The organism is Yersinia hibernica (genome assembly GCF_004124235.1).
In the GTDB taxonomy this organism is placed as follows: Bacteria; Pseudomonadota; Gammaproteobacteria; order Enterobacterales; family Enterobacteriaceae; genus Yersinia; species Yersinia hibernica.
The window spans coordinates 4,226,708-4,249,714 of record NZ_CP032487.1; the positions used below are offsets into that span (position 1 = coordinate 4,226,708).

A 23,007-nucleotide genomic window follows, 5' to 3' on the forward strand; every position below is an offset into this window, starting at 1 on the left:
AACGCAGGATATTGGCCAAAGTAATTAGAGTCACGGGTAGGCAGCAAGCAAATGAGTTCCGATGCGCTTACTCAAGTAAATGATTCGGGTGAAAGAGCGCAGCTAACACCCCTGTGGCTTCAAGTACACAGGGCACATAAGATACCAAGGGGAGTCACTCACATGGTGCTGATGATTGTCAGCGGCCGTTCCGGTTCAGGGAAGTCTGTTGCTTTGCGCGCATTGGAAGATATGGGCTTTTATTGTGTCGATAACTTGCCCGTGGTTCTGTTGCCGCAGCTGGCGAGTACCCTGGCCGATAGAAATATCTCTGCCGCAGTGAGCATCGACGTGCGCAATATGCCGGAGTCTCCTGAGGTATTTGAACATGCCATGACCCAACTGCCTGAGAGCTTCTCACCGCAGTTGCTGTTTTTGGATGCAGACCGCAATACCCTGATTCGTCGCTACAGTGATACCCGTCGCCTGCATCCGCTGTCGACTAAAAATTTGTCCTTAGAAAGTGCTATCGACGAAGAAAGTGCCCTACTTGAGCCATTGCGCTCACGGGCTGACTTAATTATTGATACCTCGGAAATGTCAGTGCATGAGTTGGCTGAGATGCTACGTACCCGCCTGCTGGGTAAACGCGAGCGCGAGCTGACCATGGTGTTTGAGTCCTTCGGCTTTAAACATGGCATTCCTATTGATGCAGATTATGTCTTCGACGTGCGCTTCCTGCCAAACCCACACTGGGACCCGAAATTACGCCCAATGACAGGTTTGGATAAGCCGGTTATCTCTTTCCTTGATCGCCATACTGAAGTGCACAACTTTGTTTACCAGACTCGCAGCTATCTGGAACTGTGGTTGCCGATGCTGGAAACCAATAACCGCAGTTACCTGACGGTTGCTATCGGTTGTACCGGTGGTAAACACCGCTCAGTCTATGTTGCTGAACAATTGGCCGATTATTTCCGCGCTCGCGGCAAGAATGTCCAATCACGCCATCGTACTCTGGAAAAGCGTAAATAAATGACTGTCAAACAGACCGTTGAGATCAAAAACAAGTTGGGGATGCATGCCAGACCCGCCATGAAATTGTTCGAACTGGTTCAGAGTTTTGATGCAGAAGTGATGTTACGCAATGACAGCGGCACCGAAGCCGAAGCCAGCAGTGTAATTGCACTGCTGATGCTCGACTCCGCCAAAGGCCGTCAGATTGAGGTGGAGGCCACTGGGCCTGATGAGATTCAAGCATTGGCGGCAGTGATAGAATTGTTTAATTCGGGGTTTGATGAGGATTAAGGTGCTCACTGAACCTCAACCGAGTCGGGCCGCCCAAGCCCCGCTCACTCTCCCCTCCATCCTTGTCGGCAAAATTCCTGATTGCGCTCAAGACCAAAACCATAGTTTTAGGTTTTGATGTTAAAAACACATTTGAGCAGTCGAGCAACTCCCCCTAATTAAAGATACTGCAAATCAAAACACACTAAGTAATCGTTTGCTAATCATAAAAAATGCGGCGTTTCCCTCTTGCAGAGAAATCCCACGCGAGTATAATTCGCCACAATTTGCCGGGAGATATGATGAAAAGTTGCTTGGATTTTGCCCAACATCGTCGTTTTGTTGAAAATGACCCGATTGATGGTCGACAAAATAGACTGCCAGCAGGCAGCCAGCTGCCATTCTTTCTCCCGTTGCTACACCGATCCTGAAAGGCCCCTCAATTGAGGGGCTTTTTTTTGTCTACTGATCGACGCCACATTCAACACCATGACAACTGATTAAAAATGAAGGTAGCCCGGGATCTCGGGTAACCACAGAGGAGAGAGCACATGGCCAACCCCTTGTATCACAAGCACATCATCTCAATTAATGACTTATGCCGCGAAGAGCTGGAACTGGTGCTGCGCACGGCCGCCAGTCTAAAAAGTCATCCGCAACCTGAGTTGTTAAAACACAAAGTGATCGCCAGCTGCTTTTTCGAAGCCTCCACCCGCACCCGTTTATCATTTGAAACTTCCATTCACCGCCTCGGCGCATCCGTTGTCGGCTTCTCTGACAGCAGCAATACCTCTTTGGGCAAGAAAGGCGAAACATTGGCCGACACCATGTCAGTCATCAGCACTTACGTCGATGCTATTGTCATGCGCCACCCGCAAGAAGGAGCCTCCCGTCTTGCCGCCCAGTTCTCGGGGAATGTGCCGGTGGTCAATGCCGGGGATGGGGCCAACCAACACCCCACTCAAACACTGCTCGATTTATTCACGATTCAGGAAACCCAAGGGCGGCTGGATAACATCAATATCGCCATGGTCGGTGACCTAAAATATGGCCGCACAGTGCACTCATTGACACAAGCGCTGGCTAAATTCAATGGCAACCGCTTCTTCTTTATCGCCCCGGATGCACTGGCAATGCCAGCTTATCTCCTGGAAATGCTGGCAGAAAAAGGTATCGAATACAGCCTGCATGCCAGCATTGAAGAAGTGGTGCCAGAACTAGATATTCTCTATATGACCCGCGTACAAAAAGAGCGCCTTGACCCCTCTGAATACGCGAACGTCAAAGCGCAGTTTGTCCTACGCGCGGCTGATTTGAATGGCGCACGAGATAATCTCAAAGTGCTGCACCCACTGCCGCGTATTGATGAAATCACCACTGATGTTGATAAAACGCCTTATGCCTACTATTTCCAACAAGCGGGTAATGGGATTTTTGCACGTCAGGCGCTGCTGGCACTGGTATTAAACGCAGAATTGGCTCTTTAAGGGGATTGAACATGACTCAGGATTACAAACTACAGGTTGAAGCGATTAAATGCGGCACCGTGATTGACCATATTCCGGCGCAAATCGGTTTCAAATTGTTGTCGCTGTTCAAACTGACCGCGACTGACCAGCGCATTACCATCGGGCTGAATTTACCATCTAAGCGCTCAGGCCGTAAAGACCTAATTAAAATAGAAAATACCTTCCTGACAGAGCAACAAGCCAACCAATTAGCGATGTATGCACCGGATGCCACTGTCAACCGCATCGATAATTACGAAGTGGTGAAGAAGCTGACACTCAGCCTGCCAGAACAGATTGATGCTGTCCTCACCTGCCCAAATAGCAACTGTATCAGCCACAACGAGCCCGTCGACTCGAGCTTTAAAGTGAAGGCCATGCAGGGTGAAATCCACCTGAAATGCAAATATTGCGAGAAAGAGTTCGATCACCAAGTGGTGCTACAAGCGGATTAACACGACAAACTGGCTCATTCCCAACTCGGATGAATACGGCTGTCCGTAAATATTTACAGCCGCCGGCTATCAGCAAACTTCGTCCGAGTGGGTTGCCGTAATCGCCCTCATCTTTATAATGGTGGAGAGAATTCTTACCCCGACCATTACACGTAAACCAGGAGTCTACATGTCACGCATTATCAGCACAGAACTCGCCCCTGCCGCCATTGGCCCTTATGTCCAGGGTGTTGATCTGGGCAACATGATCATCACTTCCGGCCAGATCCCGGTTGATCCTAAAACGGGCTTGGTAGCCGATGACGTATCCGCTCAAGCGCGTCAATCACTGGAAAATGTGCAAGCTATCGTCGAAGCGGCTGGCCTGAAAGTTGCCGATATCGTGAAAACCACAGTATTTGTTAAAGATCTGAATGATTTCAGTGCTGTTAATGCCACTTACGAAGCATTCTTCGCAGAACATAATGCCCCTTTCCCTGCGCGCTCATGTGTGGAAGTCGCCCGTCTGCCAAAAGATGTCAAAATCGAAATCGAAGCTATCGCAGTACGCCGTTAATTCTGCTGTTGTTGCCTCTACGGCTGGTGATGACCGGCCGTTTTTTATTGTTATCCCGCCAATTTCCCCTCTCTTTCTCCATGCGCCATTGCAGACCATCATCAGCCGGCCAAGGGAATTCTCTGCTCAGTCATAAAGCACCCTGCTCACTAATTGCACCCAAATAGTGCTGAAATCGCTCTAATCCCCCTGATTTTGCCTGTTTGCAGAGCTGGCACAGTTTATGCGTTACCTCATACACAGCCTGTTCTGTTAGCGAGGTGATAATGCTGAACATCGACCTTTCCGTATCCAGATTTTTCGATGAAATGTTACTGGCTGAGGGGAAACACCGAGGCCATTACGACGCCTACTGGCAATGGTTACAAGCCGCAGATCAGCTGACCATCGCGCGTAAACGCGAGGAAGCTGCACTGCTGTTTCATCGAGTGGGCATTACCTTTAATGTGTATGGTGACGATGACGGCGCGGAGCGGTTAATTCCATTCGACAGTGTGCCGCGCATTATTCCCGCCAGCGAATGGCAGATGCTTGACCGTGGCATCCGCCAACGTGTTCAGGCGCTAAATGCATTTCTGCATGATATTTACCACAATCAGCATATTCTCAAAGCTGGCATTATTCCGGCCGAGCAAGTGCTGGCTAATGACCAATATCAGCCCTGTATGCAAGGGGTGAATTTGCATCGAGACACCTACGCACACATTATTGGTGTGGATATGGTGCGTAATAGTGATGGCCTTTATTACGTGCTGGAGGATAACTTGCGCACACCTTCCGGCGTCTCTTATATGCTGGAAAACCGCAAAATGATGATGCGGCTCTACCCGGAACTGTTTGCTGAACAGCGCATTGCACCGGTTGAGCGCTACCCTTCCCATCTGTTGCAAACACTGCGCGAGAGCACGCCAGTTAATGATCCTATCGTCGTGGTGCTCACTCCTGGCCGCTTTAACAGTGCTTATTTTGAGCACAGTTTCCTGGCTCAGCAGATGGGGGTCGAACTGGTCGAAAGTGCTGATCTGTTCGTCAAAGAAGGGGCGGTATTTATGCGCACCACCGCTGGCCCTTGCAAGATTGATGTTATCTATCGGCGAGTGGACGATGCATTTCTCGACCCACTGGCTTTCCGCCCTGACTCCATGCTGGGGATCCCAGGGCTGCTGTCAGTCTATCGGGCGGGCGGAGTGGTATTAGCCAATGCTATAGGTACCGGCGTGGCAGATGATAAATCTATTTATCCCTATGTGCCGGAAATGATTCGTTTTTATCTCTCCGAAGATCCTATTTTGGCCAATGTTCCCACCTGGCAATGCCGCCAACCGGCTGAACTTTCTTATGTATTAGCCAATCTTGAGAAAATGGTGGTGAAAGAAGTTCATGGTGCTGGGGGCTATGGCATGTTAATTGGCCCGGCGGCGACACAAGCTGAAATTGGCCAATTTCGCCAATTACTGCTGGCACGGCCGCAAAACTATATTGCGCAAGAAACTCTCGCGCTCTCCACCTGCCCGACATTTGTTAACAGTGGGCTAGCCCCACGCCACATTGATTTGCGCCCCTTTGCCTTATCTGGTGCAGAGATTCGCTTGGTTCCCGGCGGATTAACTCGCGTGGCGCTGGGCGCAGGTTCGCTGGTGGTTAACTCCTCACAAGGCGGCGGAACCAAGGACACTTGGGTATTGGAGGATGATGCATGCTAAGCCGAACAGCCAGTGAACTTTATTGGATGGCCCGCTACCTCGAGCGGGCAGAAAATATTACCCGGGTATTGGATGTCACTAACCGATTATCGATGATGCCCGGCAGCAGTCGCGTGAATTTTGATTTACTGGTGCCCCTTAGCTTGAGTAATACTCAGGCGCTGTTTGCTGAGCACTATCCGCAGGTTTCCATGACCCACCTGCTGAACTTTTTCGTGCTCGACAGCAACAATCCTAGCAGTATTTTCAGTTGCTTACAGATGGCGTGGAATAACGCCCATGCAGTACGCGGCAGTTTGTCGTCTGAAGTATGGGAAAGCATTAACGCCACTTGGATTGAGATGAAGCAGTTGCGCCGCCAGGGGATCAGTGCCGCGGGGATTGATGCATTTTTTGACTGGGTTAAGGAGCGCTCACACCTGTTCCGGGGGGCCGTGTATGGCACATTGCTGCGCAGCGATGCACTCTATTTTATTCGGCTGGGCACCTTGATTGAGCGCGCGGACAGTACCGCCCGCCTGTTAGATGTCAAAAATCAATTATTGGATAGCGACGATGACCCGGTGCGCGAATATTACCGGATGGACACCCTGCTACGGGCCGTCAGCGCCCGCGAGGCTTACCACAGTTTATATAAGCAGCAACTGAGCCGCGAGGCGATTGCTGAGTTACTGATTTTACGCAATGAAATCCCCCGCTCGCTATTGGCTTGCGTCAACGATATGGAACAGCAGTTGGCATTAATTGGCGGGGTTGCCAACCAGCCGCGGCGTTTGGTCAGTATTTTGCTGGCCGAGCTACGTTTTAGCAGCATCACGGATGTCATGGCCGATGGCCTGCACATCTATTTGATGGATTTTTTAGGCCAGATAAATGCTATATCTGACAGCATCCGTCAAACCTATCTGGAGGTCCAATGAGACTGAATGTCGATCACAGCACCCACTATACTTATGCTCAATTGGTGCAGCACAGCACGCAGTATCTGCGCCTGACCCCGCAAGATTCAGCCCATCAGCGGATTTTGTCTTGGCAATTAACTTTACCGGAAAATGCCATTTGCACCACTGATGCCTTTGGTAATGTGCTGCATGTGCTGACATTGGATAAGCCGCATCAGGCCATTACCATACAAGCTCAGGGGGTGGTCGAGATTGAAGATAATGTCGAAGATGACAGTGGCGACCACCTCTCGCCCCTGGTGTTTCTACGCCACAGCCCGCTAACCCAACCGGATGCCGCTATCCGCCAGTTTGCTTTAGGGTATTGTCAGGGGGCTACCAGCGCAGGTGCTCAGTTAGATTGTCTGACTCAAATGATGGGGGAGTTACTGGCTAAAATGCCCTACAGCCCTGGCACCACCACAGTACAAGACAGCGCTGCGCAAGCTTTCGCCGCCGAACAGGGGGTGTGTCAGGATCACACTCACGTCTTTCTCGCCTGTTGCCGCAGTTTAAATATTCCGGCGCGCTATGTTAGCGGCTATCTTTATACAGAATCCTCCAGTCATGTGGCGACCCATGCATGGGCAGAAGTGTGGCTGAATGGGCATTGGCAGAGTTTTGATGTCACTAATAATACCTGCAAGCCAAATCAGCATTTAAAACTGGCCGTTGGTATAGATTATCTGGATGCCTGCCCGGTGCGCGGTATTCGCCGGGGCGGTGGTTATGAAGATATGCAAACCATTGCTGCTGTGCATATGTTAGCTAACCCGCGACAAGATATGTCGCAATAAACCTGCTGCTGACGGCTAATAACCTAATAGATAAGGGTATGTATTATGACCTACTGTGTGGCCATGCGGCTGTCATCCGGGCTCGTGTTTGCTTCTGATTCCCGCACCAATGCCGGGGTGGATCATATTTCCACTTTCCGTAAATTGCATCTATTTCAGCAAGATGGCGAGCGAACGCTGGTGGTGCAAAGTGCGGGCAATCTTGCCACCACACAGAGCATTGTCAGTTTGCTACAACGCCGGTGTTTAGACGCCGAACAAACCAACCTGATGAATGTGCATTCGATGTATGAAGCAGCCACGCTATTGGGTGAAACGGTGCGGGAGGTGATTAATCGGGACAGTGGTGCGCAGCAAAACAGCGGCGGAACTGATTTTAGCTGTAACCTATTATTGGGCGGCCAAATTAAAGGTGAAGAATTGCGGCTGTTTCATATCTATCCGCAAGGCAATTTTATTGAAGCCACACCAGACACGCCCTACTTCCAAATTGGTGAAAGCAAGTATGGTAAACCCATTATTGACCGCGTGTTGGGCTACCATACAACCTTGGATCAAGCCATGCAATGTGCTTTGATTTCAATGGATTCAACCTTGCGCAGTAATTTGTCAGTCGGGTTGCCACTGGACGTGATTATCTATCCACGAGACAGTTTCAGCACCGCCCAGCAATACCGGATCACGGAAGATCACCCCTATTTTATGATGATCCGTAAAGGTTGGGGGGAAGGGTTGCTGAGTATTTTTTCTCAGTTACCGCCATTAAAACTCGGCGAGTAATCAAGGGATGAAACAAATCATCCCAGCAATACTAATCCCTTAACCAATACACGCCCTCATAAGGCCGCAGTGTCATCTCCTGTGGCTGGAAGGTGCTTTCGCCATAGCTGCTCAGCAACAACTGCCAGTGACCATCTTGTGCAATATCTGCCGGCCGCCAGGGTTGCGGCTTATCACTTAGGTTGGCGACCACCAGCAATTGCTTACCTTGCCAGCTACGTAAATAACACCATAAATCAGCACGTTGCGGGCATAAGTCCTGATAGTCACCAAAGGTGAACACGTCATGTTGCTTGCGCAGCGCTATCAGATATTGATAGGTATAAAACACCGAGTCGGCATCTGCCAATGCAGTTTCGACATTAATCTCATGATAATTATGGCAAGGTTCAATCCACGGCGTCCCTTGACTAAACCCGGCATTGTGGCTGCTATCCCATTGCATAGGGGTACGGCCATTATCTCGCGATTTAGTCGCCAGAATTGCCAATAACTCGTCACAATCACGCCCCTGCGCCCTCAATTCAGCAAACATATTCAGGCTTTCAACATCACGGTATTGATCTATAGAGCTGAAGTTTGGATTGGTCATGCCAATCTCTTCACCCTGATAAATATAAGGCGTGCCCTGCATCCCGTGCAGCACCAGCGCCAACATTTTGGCGGCAGGCAAACGCAGCGCGCTTTCATCACCAAAACGCGACACAATGCGCGGTTGGTCGTGATTGCACCAGAACAGCGCATTCCACGCGCGGTTGTGCATCCCTTGCTGCCATTGGTTAAAAATCTTTTTTAACTCAACACTATCCGCCGGCATCAATGACCATTTTTCGCCATTAAGATAATCCACTTTCAAATGATGGAAATTAAAGGTCATTGACAACTCATCCCCGGCTAATGCCGCATAGCGCTGACAATGCTCCAGGCGAGTGGAGGACATTTCACCGACTGTCATTAAGCCACGGGGTTGAAATACATCGCGGCTCATTTCCTGTAAAAATTCGTGGATACGGGGGCCATCGGTATAGAAACGGCGGCCATCACCGTCAAAATCGTCAGGAAAGTCTTGCTGCTTAGACACCAGATTAATCACATCCAGACGCAAACCATCCACACCAATATCAGCCCAAAACTCGCACACTTTTTTGAGTTCATCGCGAACAGGTTGGTGCTCCCAGTTCAAATCGGCCTGCTCGGTGGCGAATAAATGCAGATAATACTGACCACTGGCGGCATGCCATTGCCAAGCATTGCCACCAAATTTAGAGCGCCAGTTATTGGGTAAATTGTCGCCCTCTCCATCGCGCCAAATATAAAACTGGCGATAAGGGCTGTGGCGGTTCTGTGATGCTTTGAACCATTCATGTTCAGTAGATGTATGGTTGAAGACCATATCCATCACGATACGAATGCCCCGTTGGTGAGCTTGTGCGACCAGATGCTTGAAATCAGCCAAGGTGCCGTACGCCGGATCAATGGCGCAGTAATCCGCGACGTCATAGCCGTTATCCACTTGCGGCGAGACATAAACCGGTGTCAACCAGATGGCATCAACCCCAAGCTTTTGCAGATAATCCAAGCGCTGCGTCACCCCCGCTAGGTCACCGTAGCCATTGCCAGTACTGTCCTGAAAACTTTTCGGGTAAATCTGATAAATGACGCCGTTTTGCCACCAAGGGATAGGATTATTCATAGCAGACTCTTATTCATTGAGAAATTAACTCCGCCACAGCATCTCCTCCGGCGGATATCCGGACTCAGACCGGCAATTCGCCGCGGCGGTCTTTGCGTTGATAAACCAAGATGGTCAATACCAGCGGCACGATAATCGCCACCAGCATGGCCAGTGCATAAATCGCCCAAAACTGGGGTTTGATGGACAAAATACCCGGCAGACCACCGACTCCAATACCATTCGCCATCACCCCAGTTAGCCCGCAAATCAGGCCCGCCAGTGCAGAGCCAATCATGGCGCACAACATCGGGAAGCGGTATTTCAAGTTAATACCGTACATGGCCGGTTCCGTCACACCGAGATAGGCTGAAATCGCCGCGGGGACTGAGATCTCGCGCTCATTAATCTTACGGCTAATGATGATGATACCCAGCACCGCAGAGGCCTGCGCAATATTAGACAAAGCAATCAGCGGCCAAACCGGTGTGCCGCCCATGCTCTGAATCATCTGCATATCAATGGCTAGTGTAGTTTGATGCACACCGGTTATGACTAACGGCGCATACAGGAAACCAAACAATGCCGCGCCAATAGGGGCGAAACTGCCGGTCATCACCGCTTTTACCCCCCACGCCACGCCGTCACCAATCATGCGGCCAAATGGCCCAATCAAAGTATGCGCCAAGAAGACGGCCAACAGCAGGGAAACCACCGGCACAACCACCAAATAGAGGTAAGCAGGAATAATTTTTTTCAGATTGGTTTCAATCCACCCCAGTGCTAACCCCGCCAGAATAGAGGGGATAACCTGCGCCTGATAACCCACTTTTTCAATGGTGAACCAACCGAAGTTCCATACCTCAGGAATTTGTTGCCCCAACAGATAGGAATTCATTAATTGCGGAGAAACCAGCGTAATCCCTAATACAATCCCCAATACTGGCGTGCCGCCCATTTTTTTGACGGTTGACCAACAGATAGCCACTGGCAAGTAGAAGAAGATGGCTTCGCCCAGTAACCAGAGGAAGTCGTAAATGGTCTTCCACGCCGGGTACATTTGCGCCAGCGTTTTGCCATCCGACATCGGAATATCGCCAATCACATTACGAAAACCGAGGATCAAGCCCCCACTAATCAGCGCCGGTAACAGTGGAAAGAAGATCTCGGCAAAGTGAGAAATACCGCGCTCAAACCAGGTCATATTCTGCCGTGCGGCCAGTTTGGTTTGCTCTTTATCCACTTCATTCTGACCAATTTTGGCAATCAATGCTTTGTAGTAATCATCGACTTCCGGCCCGATAACCACTTGAAATTGCCCGGCATTGGTAAAACAACCTTTGACCATCGACAGCTTTTCTAGCTCTTTGGCAAAGGCTTTCGACGGGTCATTTAACACAAAACGTAACCGAGTAATGCAGTGGCTGACGGTGGCAATATTTTCTTTGCCTCCCACCAGTACGATCAATTGTTCGATATCTTGTTGTTTGACTTTGCTCATTTCAACATACCTTGCGTAAAGGTGGGGTAGGGTACTGAATTATAATGTTTTTTACAAAAATACGGCCATACTATCTTGCCCAAAAAAACAAATTAAAAATAATCGTCGGTGATAAAAAACAATATTTAATTAAATATTTAGCTATTTAAATGTTAGCTAGGTATTTATTTTTATGGAATGGGAACGTTCCCTATTTGAGTTCAAGATCACAAATTGACAAATTTTTGTGCATTTATTCATCGGAAATCAGTCATTACCACAACGCCCTGCCACTCAACAGGAGGCGGCAGAGAGCATCACGATAGGGAAAATAGCATCAAGCCAATTGACCGGGGATGATAATTTGTTGAATAGATTGGTGATTATTCAGTTGGTCAAGCAGTTGCTGTGCCGCTTGCACACCGGCACTGCCGTAACCCAGCTCCACTGATAGGCTATTAGGAAACAAGAAACTCAACAGCGGCGTATTGCCAATACCACAGACTTGGATATTTTGCTGTCCTTGCTGCTGCAAGTACTTACTTACCCCCATGGCGATGGTATCAGAGGCACAGACCAATGCTGAGGTATCCGGTTTTATCACTTGTGGTGCGAGCTGGAAGCCGCTTTGATAACTCAATTCACCCAGCGCAACAGTCGCCGTCAAACCATATTGCTGGCAGTAATCGAGATAAGATTGATGACGACGCAAGCCGGTGGTGGCATCCGTAGGTTGCACGCCGATGTAGCTAATATGGCGATGCCCGGCCTGACGCAGTTTATCCATCAGCAACCGCACTGCGCCCTCGTCGTCATAACAAACCGAAGAAAAACCCGCATATTCGCGCGCCAATACCACCATTTTCTCCTGCCATAGCGAGAGTATTTCTGCGGTTAAGCCCGTGAAACCAAACAAAATTACGCCATCGACATGGCGCTGTTGTAATACCTGCAGATGCTCACTGACCAACTTGGGGTCAAACTGGCTCTCCATCAAAATCGGGTCGTAACCTTGCTGATAGAATAGCGGCAGCATGGTGCGCACCGCCTGATTTTCAGACGGTGAATCCAAGCGTGAGACGATAATTCCCACCACTTTATCACTCTGCCCCCGCATGGCACGAGCTGACTTTGACGGGGTAAAACCCTGTTGACGGATAACCGCCTCAACCCGCTCGCGAGTCAGTGGGCTGACACTGCCCTCGTTATTCAAAACCCGTGAAACGGTGGATTTTCCAACGCCACTCATGCGGGCAATGTCCTTAATGGTCAAACGGTTTTGCATGGTTTACCTAATGTTTAGGTTTGAATACATATAATAAACTTATTATTTGTAGCTACCATATTATTGATATTTACCACCGCGGTGGGAAGACTAACATGCACGGAATCAGACTCAGCGCATGATATCCCCATGACTGGTAACACGTTATTACCCTAACGGATAGGATAGCCGTCAGGGCGATTTTTGCCGTGGCAACAATAATAATACGGTTTACTGTCTGTCTAGCTGTTTGAGTGCTATAGCTTCAAACTCAAGCAAAACGTTTTTTCACTCACCGGAGGTTAATTACCCAGTGGACCCTGTTCCCTCGACCTGCACCCTTAGGGGTGTGCCGGTAAGGTAATCCCCCGTCTGACGTGGCTGCCTTATCGGATAATAACAATCTGAGAGGCAGTCACTGCGCACTTCCCCTGCGTTGGTTTCTGCTGATGATGTTTTTGCCCTTATTACGGCAGGTTTGCCGTGGGCGCAACCTGAAAATCGTCTCATATCACCTCAAAAAATCGAGTTGCAAGCAGGCTGCCAATGCGCATGCAGCTTGAAATAGCATGGGTGTGACGATTGCAGGGTATGACAGTAAGGTTTGAACCATGCAAGTTAAAAATTTCACTCGGCAATTGCTCAATGTATTGAGCCGTAGCCTGCCCCGCCGCCTAATCCGCCGGGAAAGCATGCTAGAAGGGCTTTCAGCCGGGAGTACGGCAAAAGATATCCCGGCGGATCTGACGCGCCAACGTTTGCAATGTGCCAATGAAACGCCCCAGCAACTTTATCAACGTTTTCAAAGCCATCCCGAGGGACTGACAGAGCAGGAGGCTGAGGCCATTCGCCTCAACAGCGGCAGTAATCTGATTGAAAATCAGCAAGCTACCCCTTGGTGGATTCATCTTTGGCACTGTTATCGCAATCCCTTTAACTTGCTCTTGACCATTCTGGCACTGATTTCTTATGCCACTGAAGACCTTACTGCGGCACTGGTGATTGGTGCCATGGTGCTGATTTCCACCCTGATGCATTTTATTCAGGAAGCCCGCTCAAACCGCGCGGCAGATGCGCTGAAAGCCATGGTGAGCAACACCGCGACAGTGCTACGTAGTGATGCACATAGCGGCAAAAGTGAGCACCGCGAGCTGCCCATCGCCCAGTTGGTGCCCGGCGATATCATCAAGTTGTCTGCTGGCGATATGATCCCAGCGGATCTTCGTATTCTGGCGGCGAAAGACTTGTTTATCAGCCAAGCCGCACTGACCGGAGAATCACTACCGGTTGAGAAAGTGGCGCAATGCCGTGAATGTGATGAGCAGAATCCTTTAGAGCGCGATACGTTGTGTTTTATGGGCACCAATGTGGTGAGCGGTTCTGCGCTGGCAATCGTCATCGGCACCGGTAACCAAACCTATTTTGGCCTATTAGCTGAGCGCGTAACCCACCAAGATGAGCAACCCAATGCTTTCCAAAGTGGCATCAGCAAAGTCAGTTGGCTGCTGATCCGTTTTATGTTGGTTATGACGCCAATTGTGTTGCTTATCAATGGCTTTACCAAAGGTGACTGGTGGGAAGCCGCGCTGTTCGCCCTCTCGGTGGCGGTGGGTTTAACCCCCGAAATGCTGCCGATGATCGTCACATCGACCTTGGCAAAAGGGGCGGTGAAGCTGTCAAAACAGAAAGTGATCGTCAAACGGCTGGATGCTATCCAGAACTTTGGCGCGATGGATGTTTTGTGCACCGATAAGACCGGCACCCTGACCCAAGATAAGATTGTGTTGGAGAGCCATACCGATGTGTTTGGGGCCAATTGTGAACGAGTGCTGCGCTATGCCTGGCTCAACAGTTACTATCAAACCGGGCTGAAAAATTTGCTGGATGTGGCGGTGCTGTCCTCCATGACCGAATCCGCCCTGGCCGAGTCTCAATCTGCCAACACACTGGCGGGTTACCACAAAATCGATGAAATTCCGTTTGATTTTGAGCGCCGCCGCATGTCAGTGGTGGTCAGTGATAAATCGGATTATCACGAACTCATCTGCAAAGGCGCATTGGAAGAGATGCTGTCTATTTGCCGCCATGTCCGCCAAGGGGATGAAGTCATCCCGATGACCGATACATTGCTGGCGCGCATTCGCCGCATTACCGATGAACAAAACCAGCAAGGGCTGCGAGTAGTTGCCGTCGCCACGCGGATTTTACCCGCATATCAACAAAACTATGCGGTTATCGACGAATATGACCTCATTCTTGAGGGCTATATCGCCTTCCTCGATCCACCCAAAGAGAGCACTGCACCTGCGCTGTTAGCATTGAAAAACAGCGGTGTGAGCGTCAAAATTCTTACTGGTGACAATGAGTTAGTCGCGCGAAAAGTTTGTAAAGATGTCGGGCTGTCTGTCGAGCAAGTGTTACGCGGCCATGATATTGAGCAGATGAGCGAGGCCGAACTGACGCAAGCCACCCGCACCACCACGGTGTTCGCCAAACTCACACCGATGCATAAAGAGCGCATTGTGCAAAATCTGCGCGATGCAGGCCATGTGGTTGGTTTTATGGGGGATGGTATTAATGATGCCCCAGCACTGCGGGCGGCTGACATCGGGATTTCAGTGGATTCCGCCGTCGATATTGCGAAAGAAGCCGCCGACATCATTTTGCTGGAAAAGAGCTTGATGGTTCTGGAACAAGGGGTCATAGAAGGCCGCCGAACTTTCGCCAACATGCTGAAATATATCAAAATGACCGCCAGTTCCAACTTTGGTAACGTTTTTAGTGTGCTTATTGCCAGTGCATTTTTACCTTTCTTGCCGATGCTGCCACTGCATTTGCTTATCCAAAACTTGATGTATGATATCTCGCAGATTGCGATTCCGTTTGATAATGTCGACGAAGAGCAACTGGCTAAGCCGCAACGCTGGAACGCCGGTGATCTTGGGCGCTTTATGGTGTTCTTTGGGCCGATAAGTTCAATCTTTGACGTGTTGACGTTCAGCCTGATGTGGTGGGTATTTAAAGCAAATACACCAGAAATGCAGACGTTATTTCAATCCGGCTGGTTCGTTGAAGGGCTGCTGTCCCAGACCTTGATTGTGCATATGATTCGCACCCGTAAGATTCCCTTTATTCAAAGCCGCGCCTCATGGCCGTTGTGTTTGATGACCTTGGCCGTCGTTGCCGTCGGTATTGGGCTGACCTTCTCGCCGCTGGCTGGGTTCCTGCAATTACAGGCGTTGCCACTGTCTTACTTCCCATGGCTGATTTTGATCCTCACCGGCTATATGGTGACGACCCAGTTAGTGAAAGGATGGTTTGTGCGCAGATATGGCTGGCAGTGATTGGTTTTGACTTCAACTTGAGCAGGAGACTCAGTCGCTATAAGTTCAGTAGCCGGCTGACCCTCCTTCTTGGTTGAGGTGCTGCAGAGGCGATAAGTTGAGCACTAAGTGATTATCAACCGAAGCTAAATGCGACTCAAACAATCCATCGCTATCATTTTGAAACTATCAAAATGCTGGCTACTCAATAAGCGGCTCATGGAGCGCTCGCGCACGAAGGTGACGAACAAATCGTAAATGGCCATCGCCTCTTCATAGTCCGTTTTACTGATAGCCAGCAAGAAAATAACATGCGCGACCTCCCCCTCCCCCCAAGCAATACCTTGGGGGGCGAGCAGGGTGACCACCACGGTTTTCTTCGCTAATAAGCCCAGTGAATGTGGCAAGGCAATCCCCTCGCCCAACATGGTGGAGACGATGGCTTCCCGCTCCACAACCGAGGGGTAGAAATCCGCATCGACAAAACCCTCTTCTTCCAACTGGCCACAGACTTTCTTGAACAACTGTGCTTGCGTCATGGGCTGGTCGATAATCATAAAATGTTGGCTATCAAAGAATTTTTCCAACATGTAAGGGCGGGTGCGGTCAACTAACACCAGCTTGCCCAGCTGCTCTAGCTGATATTCGGTCGGGAAGGGTGACATCACCACCACCGGCTTGTTCTTTTCTGCCAGCCGTGAATTAGAAATAATAAAATCTTCGTCGATATGGTCGAGATTTTCGTAATCACGCAGGGAAATCGTCTGTGTCATCACAATTTGCGGGTACTTACGCGCGATCTGCGCCTGAATCATGCGCGTGGTTGAGTTGCCGGTATCACACACCAACATCACTTGAGGATGGCGCTGGTAACCAATATGGTAATGGCGCTCTAGGCCCACCCCAATGTGCAACACCAGATAGCCAATTTCATTCTCACTGAGACTGTAAGGGGTATATTTCCCCCAACTGGAAACCGCTGCCAATGTCACATCATAGGCCATTGGGTAATGCTGTTTAATGTTGGATAACAGTGGGTTAGGAATAGTAATCTGATACTTCACCCGGGTTATCATGGTCTTGATATGGGTGAGTAAATCAAGCCGCAGCTGCTTATCGCCCTGCAAATTATAGTTATAGTGGGTATTGATATAAGAGAGAATATAATCCACCAATGTCTCTTCGTCATCGGCGTTAATTTCACTCGGGCGACTGGTGCTAGGCTGGCTGGCCTGTACCCGGCGGGCAGCAATATTCACCCGCAAGTAAGCTTCTTCTGCGGCAGAAATATCCTTACCGGATAATAGCTTAAGTTCATTTGCCAAACGGCCAGAGGCCAATTTAACTGCCTCGTCGACATCTTCTGCATCAAAATCGGATAGCGGGTAACCGTCTGTGATGCGCTTTATCGCCACCGCGCAGTAAAAAATCAGGTATTGCTCGCCCTCATCGGTTAACCGCACCGCGTATTGGGCAAGCAACTCATGCAGTAATCCGCTCAGTTCCGGCATGGTCTGGATACTGAGAAACTCATTTTTTAATAATGGGTTATCGGCATCTTGCAGTTGTAACTGAAACAGTAAATCCGTCAGACAGGTGCGAATGGCTAATTCCGCACCGAATAATTTCATGCCATAGCGGGGCTTGGTTTCAATGGTTAGATGGTAGCGGTTTAGCCTTTCTCTCACCTCGGCCATATCATTTTGCAATGTGCCACGGCTGACAAACCATTCATCAGCTAAATCTTCTAGCTTCAATGAAAAAGCGGAGGTCAAAAAGCGGATTAACAGATAGTGAACCCGCTCATTGGCTGTCCGTGGCGTCAGGTGCATCTTACGATTTTGCTGCTGTAGGGTACGAAAGCGGTCAGCATCCTCCACCATCAGCCGATACCCAAAACCCCGGTTATGCACAAAGTGCGCACCATAATGCTCAAGAATCTCATTCAACGCCGTGATGTCAGCCCGGACTGTACGTGTTGAGACCGCAAAACGTTTCGCCAACTCCTCCTGAGGTAGCGTTTCCGATTGCAGCGCATCGAACATATAGGCCAGACGTTGATAGGGGAATCTCACTGCTCCACTCCGTTATTCAGAATCTTAAGCGTCCCCCTGCCAACATAGCCGCAGGGGGCGCGTTATCTCACATTATTTTTTCTGTGCGGCCGGCACAAATACCATTTGCGAGGGGCTGCCCACGGCGGTATAGCCAGGTACAAAGGTCAATTTGCCACTTTGTGGCGAGACTTTAAAGCGCGTTATGTTATCGCTACGTTGATTCATGGCGTACAAATAGTGCCCGGTGGGGTCGAGAACCAACGTGCGCGGATAATCACCACGGGTCCACACATCTTCTATCAGCTTAAATTCACCATCAGCCGTCACGGCAAACAGGCCAATACTGTTATGCAGGCGGTTTGCGACATACAAGAATTTGCCATCTTGCGAGAGTGTCAGGCCCGCTGCAAAGTTGGTACCACGATAGTCACTGGGCAATGATGATACAGTATGTAACTGTTTCAATGTGCCTTTTTCCGGATCTAACTGATAGCTGGTCAGGGTTGATGCTTCTTCATTAATCAAAAATAACGTTTTGCCGTTAGGATGGAAGACAAAATGGCGCGGGCCAGCCCCCGCCGACGAGGCGCTGATAAATGGCGGAGAGTTAGGTATCAACTTGCCATTATCTGCCTCAAAGTGGTATTGATAAATTCTGTCCAGCCCCAAATCGGTGGAGAACACAAACTTGCCATTCGGTGAACTGGCGACCATATGAGCATGGGGGCCATTGTGGTCACTGATGGCAAAGCTCCCCTCTACCGCAGCCGCGGGTTTCGCGGCCCCCGCCGGGCCTTCATCTTGCTGTACGTCACTGGCATCAGAAAGTTTGCCACTGCTTTGTCGCGGGAAAACAGCCACTGAACCACTGATATAGTTGGCGACCAGCAAATGGCTGCCCGACGGGGTTAAGGAGAGATACACCGGCCCTGCCCCCTGAGAATCAACCTGATTAATCAACGTCAAGCTGCCATCAGCCGGATTAATGCTGTAAGCGGCAATAGCACCGTGTTTGCCGCCATTATAGTCCGCGACTTCACTGGCGACATATAAGGTCTTGCCTTGATTATCCACCACCAACTGCGCCGGATTAGCCAGTGAACTGACCAGCGTTTTCTCCGTCAATTCACCGGTTTTAGCATCAACCACTAGCCGGTAAACTCCTTCACCATTCGGGAGATAGGTTCCGACGTAAGCAAATGATTTATTGGCAGTCTGCTCGGCGTGGGCCAGCGGATTAAACAGGGCGACCGTCGCCAAAGCGATTCCCGCTGACAGATTTTTTAAGCCAGTCAGACCGGTTAAATCAGATTCTGTTGAGCTGTTATGCATATGGGTCCTTACTCATAGTGAACGATTATTGAATGGTATGGGTCTATTCAACTTCACCATCAGAGCACCCAGCGGGGCGCTCTGGACACTGGCGGCCTATCAAGTTTTATGCTAATAAATCAGAAAGTTACGGCACGATTTTTTTGACGATATTCAATAAGGTTTGCACGTCTTGTGGCCGGGTATTGCCCGTTTTGCTATCAATGATTGAGCTATAGATATGTGGAATAACTTTCGTGACGCCAGCATCCAACGCGATTTGCACAATAGCTTCGAAATTATCCAGATCAATACCGCCAGTTGGCTCCAGCCAGAAACCGGTCGCCGCGCAAGCCTCGGCCACGAAACGGTATTCATCAATGGAATCCAACCCATTCATCGGGAAGAATTTCACCGAACTGCCGCCCATATCTTTCAGCATGGCAATGGCGGTTGTGATCGGAACAATGGCGTCTTTTTGTTGTGAACTCAGGGGGCCGGTAGAAATTTTCACATAGCCCACTTTACCAGTGGGGGAAATCAGGCCGTTGACCACCGTCTCATGCTGGCCCAGCAAGGCACGGCTGGTGCCAACACCGGTGAAAACCTGATTCACATGTTGCGGCTGTACTTGCTGTGAAATCTGGCTGACCATCGCCGACTGCTTGGGATCACCGGCACCCAGCCCAACCGACAAAGCATTGTCAATCAGGGCAGCATACTCACACATGTCTTTGACGGCGCTGTCGACATCCGGGTAATTCTTCGATAACACCCCCACCAGCACATGGCCTTCAGCGGCCTGATAAATCTCGCGCGCATTGTCTTTAGAACCCGCCAGCACATTCAAACACACGCGGTCACGGTAATAATTTGGGGTCAATTTCATCGGTCAGGCTCCCTTAACCAAGCGGTTAATGCAGGTGTAAATTGTCTCAAGTTGCGATGGCGTCACACTGCGCACGTCCACCTCAATCTTGCCCTCGTTAGCTTTGTAAGCACGGAAGTAAATGGCAATATCACCATTTTTGAGTGCATCGACCAAATCTAGGGCCGAGCGGCCAATTTTGGCCTCGTCAAAACTGATTTCAGTGCGGGCAATATCACGCCCCGCCGCATCCCACACCACTTTGGCTGAGACGCCGTCAATAGTATTTAACTGGCTGATGAAAGGAGCCATTTTCTCCACCATCTGCTGGCCCGTCTCTTTCTCCAGTGTCATGTAGCTTTCAATCGCGCGGGTCAGTCCAAGAATGCCCTCCTTGCCGACTTTCATCGCCCGGCCAATGCCATTGGCTTGCAATTTCACCCAATCCACATAGGTTTTCTTGCCTAATACCAAGCCGCTGGTCGGCCCTTCAATGGCTTTGGCCCCACTGTAAATCACCAAATCCGCGCCCATGTGGTAGTAACACTGCAAATCTTCTTCTGCAGCGGCATCGACAATTAATGGCAACTGATGTTGACGCGCAATCACCACGGCTTGTTCCACCGATAAAATGCTTTTTTGCACACAATGATGGGATTTTATATACAAGATCGCCGCAGTATTGGGTGTGATGGCCGCCTCCAGCTGTTCTGGTAGGCACTCATTGGCATAACCCGCTTCCACCACTTTACCGCCGCCTAATGTCACCATGGTATCCACCGGCGCACCAAAGTTAACATTGTGGCCTTTGGCCATAACAATTTCATGGGGCACGGTGCGCGGTGCGGCATGCAGGTTAACCAGTAAGTTAGCATTGTCTTTGACAATCACCGCCGCGACGGACTGGGCAATCCCGGCAGAGGCGCAAGACACCACCACCGCACTTTCCACATTCAGTAAGTTCGCAATATAAGCGCCAGTTTGATTCACCAGATCTTTCATCACAAAGTAATGATTCAGCCCCAACTCCACGGCCTCAACCACATCTTGCCGTGGCGTCGAAACCCCCAGCATCGTCATGCGGCCGGAAGCATTAATGACATGCTTTAACTGGTATTTTTCATAGACTGAAGACATCTTTTAACTTCCCCTCGTCAGTTAATACTAAGTCACCGGCAACAACCGCCGCCAGTGGCACCAGGAACTTGTCACCGGCAACCGATTTACCTTCTGAATCACTGAACACCTTAGGCTGCTGTTGCAACTCAAAAATGGTCAAATCTGCATCATAGCCCGCATCCAGCCGCCCTTTATCCGTCAGGCGCAGAGCCTGTGCGGCATTTTCAGTCACACAGCGAATGACTTGTTCAAGACTCAGCCCGAGGGTGAAAAATTTGGACATCACCGTCGCCAGGCTATGTACTGGCCCATTTAGGCGGTTGCGACAATAAATGTCGGAGCTGATGGTGTGCGGGTAAATACCTTGCTTGATGGCAAGCTCGGCCACATCGAAACTGAAACTGGCACTGCCGTGGCCCACATCTAATAATACGCCGCGCTTTAATGCCCGCTGGATAGATTCACGTAATGCGCCGGCGGGGGTCAAAATTCGATTTGGTTTGCCGTTATAGCAGTGAGTAATAATGTCACCTTGGGTCAGTAAGTCGGCAATTTCATCCAAGTCGGGGGGGTTATTGCCGATATGCACCATCAGTGGCAACTGATTGTTTTCTTGCTGAATTTCTTTGGCGCGCACCAATGGTTTGATACCGTTTTTACCCACTACACTGCTGCTCATTCGGGCTTTAATGCCGAGAATAAAACCGGGATTGCGGGCAATGGCTTGGCTGACACTTTGCTTATCAATCTGCGCCATATCCGCTAATTCGTTTTGCGTCACAATGCCTGTTTTCGCAATATTCAGGAAAGCATAAACATGGGTTTTGGCCGCACGGGTTAAGCGGTAAAAATCGTCGATATCATTGGCCCCGGTGCTGCCCGCGTCCACCACGGTGGTGACGCCGCTGGCAACACCGACTAAATCGGCTTCATCATGATAAATAGGTGATGCGGGGTAACAATGCACGTGAGAATCAATCCAGCCGGCACTGAGGTAGAATTTCCCAGCCAGATCCAACACTTTTTTCGCGGAATTAATCGGATATTTGGCCTGATTGTGTTTATCTTCAGAAATAACCGCGCTGACGGCGACTATTTTTCCGTCATTAATCGCAACATCAACCTGTCGGCCGTCAACTAATAATGCCCCAGTGATAATAAAGTCATACATTATATTATACCTTCCTGACTCAATGCCGCCACGAGGTAAATATTCAAATAACTGGATATTTACCTCGTGTATTAGGAAATGGCGACTGGGAAAATAGATCCTAAAATCATAGCGCCCAGAATTGCACCACCGGTAATAGGTTTGTTCCACAGATAAAACAGCAATGCACCGGCTAAAGAACCAATGCCAATCGGAATGGATGCGGTAATGGCAGACAAGATAATCAATGGCCCTAAGAAACGACCAGACGAATTACCAGCCCCCATCATGACATCAGCCCCATAAGTTGAATTACTCTGGTTAATCGTAAATTTACGCGCCAAAATAATCAGATAGCCAATCGCCAGACCAATAATCAACCCTGTCACTAACGAAGCGGTGAAATTAGCAACCGGGAAAACAAATCCGGCCCCCAATAATAATGCCGGCACCCCCAAACCCACACCAGTTTGAATCGCCCCGCCAATATCCAAAATACCGACCAGTGAACCTTCAATAATTCGGGCGAATAAGAAGCTGGCACCAAATGCCGCCACTGCACCATAAACTCCCGTGTCCATCCCCGCACGTAGCATTGAAACAAATGCCACTTCGTTAAATGCGCCGATACCATATAAATAATACATATGAGTACCTGCAAATACACCGGAGGATAATAACCCGACAAAGATCGGAAATGACCAGTCGGCATACCAGAAATTATTCTTGGTTTGTTCATCCATCATCAAGCTCCTCT

20 protein-coding genes are annotated in these 23,007 nt (G+C 49.7%); 10 read left to right on the forward strand and 10 right to left on the reverse strand.

The window, feature by feature from the left end; translation table 11 throughout:
* Positions 1-162: 162 nt before the first annotated feature.
* Positions 163-1,014 (forward strand): RNase adapter RapZ, encoded by an 852-nt coding sequence (rapZ, locus tag D5F51_RS19850; protein ID WP_025376869.1) that lies wholly within the window; start codon positions 163-165, stop codon positions 1,012-1,014.
* Positions 1,015-1,287, forward strand: a complete 273-nt coding sequence (gene npr, locus D5F51_RS19855) for a PTS phosphocarrier protein NPr (RefSeq protein ID WP_005162489.1) — start codon at positions 1,015-1,017, stop codon at positions 1,285-1,287.
* A 174-nt stretch (positions 1,288-1,461) separates the two neighbouring features.
* On the opposite strand, the gene D5F51_RS22530 is transcribed toward npr, so the two are convergent.
* A complete protein-coding gene (locus D5F51_RS22530) occupies positions 1,462-1,668 on the reverse strand; it encodes a hypothetical protein (protein WP_162301802.1) in 207 nt (68 codons plus the stop codon).
* A gap of 149 nt (positions 1,669-1,817) precedes the next feature.
* On the opposite strand from D5F51_RS22530, the gene pyrB reads away from it, so the two are divergent.
* From pyrB to D5F51_RS19890, 7 genes are all read left to right on the forward strand, one after another.
* Positions 1,818-2,753, forward strand: coding sequence for an aspartate carbamoyltransferase (gene pyrB / locus D5F51_RS19860; protein ID WP_129198659.1), 936 nt, complete (start codon positions 1,818-1,820; stop codon positions 2,751-2,753).
* Between the two features lie 11 nt (positions 2,754-2,764).
* A complete protein-coding gene (gene pyrI / locus D5F51_RS19865) occupies positions 2,765-3,229 on the forward strand; it encodes an aspartate carbamoyltransferase regulatory subunit (RefSeq protein WP_025376866.1) in 465 nt (154 codons plus the stop codon).
* Between the two features lie 169 nt (positions 3,230-3,398).
* Positions 3,399-3,785 (forward strand): 2-iminobutanoate/2-iminopropanoate deaminase, encoded by a 387-nt coding sequence (gene ridA, locus D5F51_RS19870; protein WP_025376865.1) that lies wholly within the window; start codon positions 3,399-3,401, stop codon positions 3,783-3,785.
* Positions 3,786-4,051: 266 nt separating this feature from the next.
* Positions 4,052-5,488, forward strand: coding sequence for a circularly permuted type 2 ATP-grasp protein (locus D5F51_RS19875; RefSeq protein ID WP_129198661.1), 1,437 nt, complete (start codon positions 4,052-4,054; stop codon positions 5,486-5,488).
* Positions 5,482-6,408 carry an alpha-E domain-containing protein gene (locus tag D5F51_RS19880; RefSeq protein ID WP_129198663.1) on the forward strand — a complete coding sequence of 309 codons (927 nt, stop codon included), beginning with the start codon at positions 5,482-5,484 and terminating at the stop codon, positions 6,406-6,408. Before D5F51_RS19875 ends, D5F51_RS19880 begins: the two co-directional genes overlap by 7 nt.
* Positions 6,405-7,226 (forward strand): transglutaminase family protein, encoded by an 822-nt coding sequence (locus D5F51_RS19885; RefSeq protein ID WP_025376862.1) that lies wholly within the window; start codon positions 6,405-6,407, stop codon positions 7,224-7,226. The genes D5F51_RS19880 and D5F51_RS19885 overlap by 4 nt, the downstream gene beginning before the upstream one ends.
* A 45-nt stretch (positions 7,227-7,271) precedes the next feature.
* Complete coding sequence (locus D5F51_RS19890; RefSeq protein ID WP_025376861.1) at positions 7,272-8,006, forward strand: proteasome-type protease; 735 nt, start codon at positions 7,272-7,274, stop codon at positions 8,004-8,006.
* Positions 8,007-8,037: 31 nt separating this feature from the next.
* Here D5F51_RS19890 and treC read toward each other — a convergent pair whose 3' ends face one another.
* The 3 genes from treC to treR all read right to left on the reverse strand — a co-directional run bounded on the left by treC (position 8,038) and on the right by treR (position 12,443).
* Positions 8,038-9,699, reverse strand: a complete 1,662-nt coding sequence (gene treC / locus D5F51_RS19895) for an alpha,alpha-phosphotrehalase (protein WP_129198665.1) — start codon at positions 9,697-9,699, stop codon at positions 8,038-8,040.
* 64 nt (positions 9,700-9,763) lie between these two features.
* On the reverse strand, positions 9,764-11,179 hold the full coding sequence (gene treB / locus D5F51_RS19900) for a PTS trehalose transporter subunit IIBC (RefSeq protein WP_129198667.1): 1,416 nt from the start codon (positions 11,177-11,179) through the stop codon (positions 9,764-9,766).
* Between the two features lie 316 nt (positions 11,180-11,495).
* Positions 11,496-12,443 (reverse strand): trehalose operon repressor TreR, encoded by a 948-nt coding sequence (gene treR, locus D5F51_RS19905; protein WP_129198669.1) that lies wholly within the window; start codon positions 12,441-12,443, stop codon positions 11,496-11,498.
* Between the two features lie 590 nt (positions 12,444-13,033).
* On the opposite strand from treR, the gene mgtA reads away from it, so the two are divergent.
* On the forward strand, positions 13,034-15,766 hold the full coding sequence (gene mgtA, locus D5F51_RS19910) for a magnesium-translocating P-type ATPase (protein WP_129198671.1): 2,733 nt from the start codon (positions 13,034-13,036) through the stop codon (positions 15,764-15,766).
* 125 nt (positions 15,767-15,891) lie between these two features.
* On the opposite strand, the gene D5F51_RS19915 is transcribed toward mgtA, so the two are convergent.
* From D5F51_RS19915 to D5F51_RS19940, 6 genes are all read right to left on the reverse strand, one after another.
* A complete protein-coding gene (locus tag D5F51_RS19915) occupies positions 15,892-17,820 on the reverse strand; it encodes a BglG family transcription antiterminator (protein WP_129198673.1) in 1,929 nt (642 codons plus the stop codon).
* Between the two features lie 72 nt (positions 17,821-17,892).
* On the reverse strand, positions 17,893-19,134 hold the full coding sequence (locus D5F51_RS19920; RefSeq protein ID WP_129198675.1) for a lactonase family protein: 1,242 nt from the start codon (positions 19,132-19,134) through the stop codon (positions 17,893-17,895).
* Between the two features lie 127 nt (positions 19,135-19,261).
* On the reverse strand, positions 19,262-20,002 hold the full coding sequence (gene dagF, locus D5F51_RS19925; protein WP_025376854.1) for a 2-dehydro-3-deoxy-phosphogluconate aldolase: 741 nt from the start codon (positions 20,000-20,002) through the stop codon (positions 19,262-19,264).
* Positions 20,003-20,005: 3 nt separating this feature from the next.
* Positions 20,006-21,118 (reverse strand): DgaE family pyridoxal phosphate-dependent ammonia lyase, encoded by a 1,113-nt coding sequence (locus D5F51_RS19930; RefSeq protein ID WP_129198677.1) that lies wholly within the window; start codon positions 21,116-21,118, stop codon positions 20,006-20,008.
* Positions 21,102-22,271, reverse strand: coding sequence for an amidohydrolase/deacetylase family metallohydrolase (locus D5F51_RS19935; RefSeq protein WP_129198679.1), 1,170 nt, complete (start codon positions 22,269-22,271; stop codon positions 21,102-21,104). Before D5F51_RS19935 ends, D5F51_RS19930 begins: the two co-directional genes overlap by 17 nt.
* 71 nt (positions 22,272-22,342) lie before the next feature.
* Positions 22,343-22,993 (reverse strand): DUF4310 family protein, encoded by a 651-nt coding sequence (locus D5F51_RS19940; protein WP_162301871.1) that lies wholly within the window; start codon positions 22,991-22,993, stop codon positions 22,343-22,345.
* Positions 22,994-23,007: the final 14 nt, after the last annotated feature.